Below are 1,888 nucleotides of genomic sequence, written 5' to 3'. Positions count from 1 at the left end.
TATGATAGGGGTCGGGATCGGTTCTCACCGACCCCGCCCTCCGAACCGTACGGGCGGTTTTCCCGCATACGGCTCTCCAGTCGGTGGTTTCTTCATCGAGACTGTCTCGCTGCTTGCCAGGCCATGTGAAGCGCGAACAACCCGGCATTCGCGAAGTAGGCATTGGGCCACTGTCGATGGTCAGCCTGATCATTGCCGACGCCCGGACGTCGCATCTGCTTGCGTAGCATCGCCCGCAACCGCCGCCGGATCATCTGATCGAGCTTGAGGAAGATGCTTGGATGGGCATGCTTGAAGTAGCCGAACCAGCCTCTGAGCGTCCGGTTGAGATCGGCGATGACGAACTTGAGGCTTTGCCCTCTCGTCCGTCGCGTCTTCGTTCGGATCGCATCCTTCAGCTTGTCGAGGCTCTTCTTGCGCACGTCACGGCGGCCACGCTCGAACCGGTAACCGAGGAACTCGAACCCGTTCCCCTTCTTCCGGCAGTTGGCGATCCGTGTCTTTGTGGGGTGCAGAGTCAGCCCGTTTTCCGCCACCCATGCCCCAACCAGCGCGAGGGCCGCTTCGGCCTCGGCATGGTTGCGAGTGAGGATCACGAAGTCGTCTGCATACCGCACCATCGGGTATCCGTAGGCGGCCATCAACCGGTCCAGCGGATCGAGATAGATGTTGGCCAGTAACGGGCTGATCACCGCACCTTGCGGCGAGCCCTCCACCGGCGTCCATCTGTCCAACCCGTGCAGGATATCGGCCTTCAGCCAGCCACGGAGCAGATCGAGCACGCGGCCATCGCTGATCCGCTCCTCGACCCGCCTTATCAGACGTCCGTGCGGGATCGTATCGAAGTACGACTGAAGGTCGGCATCCACCACATGGGTGTAGCCGTCCTCGAGCAGCCGATTGACCTCGCGCAGCGCGTCCTTGCTCCCGCGTCCCGGACGGAAGCCGTAACTGCCGTCGCAGAACCCGCTCTCGAAGATCGGCTCGATCACGAGGCGTACCGCCTGCTGGACGATGCGATCCTTGACCGTGGGGATCCCCAACGGTCGCAGCCTGCCATCGCCCTTCGGTATCTCCACTCGTTTGACGGCTTGCGGGTGGTAACTATCCGCCCGCAGCCCCGTCTCCAGCTCCGACAGATAGTCCTCTGCCTTCGCCGCGAACCGCTCCACGCTTTGCCCGTCCACGCCCGCAGCCCCTTTGTTCGCTTCGACCTTCGTCCAAGCGAGCGCAAGCGTTGCCGGCGCATACACCTTGTCTATCAACGAGTACCATTTGCCGCCTGTGACGCCGTTCTCCAGCGCCGACAGCATACGCTCGGTCCATATCTCGGCTTCGACCCACGTCCAGTTGCTTCTGGCATGCGGCGTCTCTGCACCTTGCTTAGCCTGCTCGGCACTCGCGGTGCTGCTCTGCTCCGGCATGGTCTTTGCGCATCCACCTTCCTGCCCTGCCTTCCCTCAGACGGGTTTTGCTACCCCCTCCTCTCACGACCCTCATCGGGCCGCATCGGTACTATGCGGGCTCTGACGCCTCACCACGTCGCACACCGCGGCAAGGCCTCTCTGCTTGCTTTGTTCCGCCGTCCGAGCATCCCGACCCCAACCACGTCATGGGCCCGGACATCACCATCTCATCCACGTCAGTGTGTCCGGCCGGGTGTCGCCACCCAGGCTTCGCCTTAGGACCGCGGGCTCGCCGCACCAAAACGCCGAAACGGGTTCGTTATCCTACGGGCTGCTCGTTCGCCTCCGGCTGCTCCCCACCCCGCCTCCTGCATTCCCGCAGTCGGTCGACGCAGTTGCCTTCAGCTACATGTGGCGTGACCTCACATGGAAAGGACTTTCACCTCCTGACTGAACAACATCACAGACGCACGGTCCCGGCC

1 protein-coding gene is annotated in these 1,888 nt (G+C 62.9%); it reads right to left on the bottom strand.

Translation table 11 applies throughout. The features are described 5' to 3' along the window. Window positions 1-92: 92 nt before the first annotated feature. Complete coding sequence (gene ltrA, locus CWO91_RS42070) at window positions 93-1,424, bottom strand: group II intron reverse transcriptase/maturase (protein ID WP_130221157.1); 1,332 nt, start codon at window positions 1,422-1,424, stop codon at window positions 93-95. Between the last annotated feature and the right edge of the window lie 464 nt (window positions 1,425-1,888).

Source organism: Bradyrhizobium genosp. SA-3 (genome assembly GCF_004212635.1).
Lineage (GTDB): Bacteria > Pseudomonadota > Alphaproteobacteria > Rhizobiales > Xanthobacteraceae > Bradyrhizobium.
The sequence above is the reverse complement of the archived record's forward strand: the minus strand, read 5'-3'. Positions and strand labels throughout refer to the sequence as shown.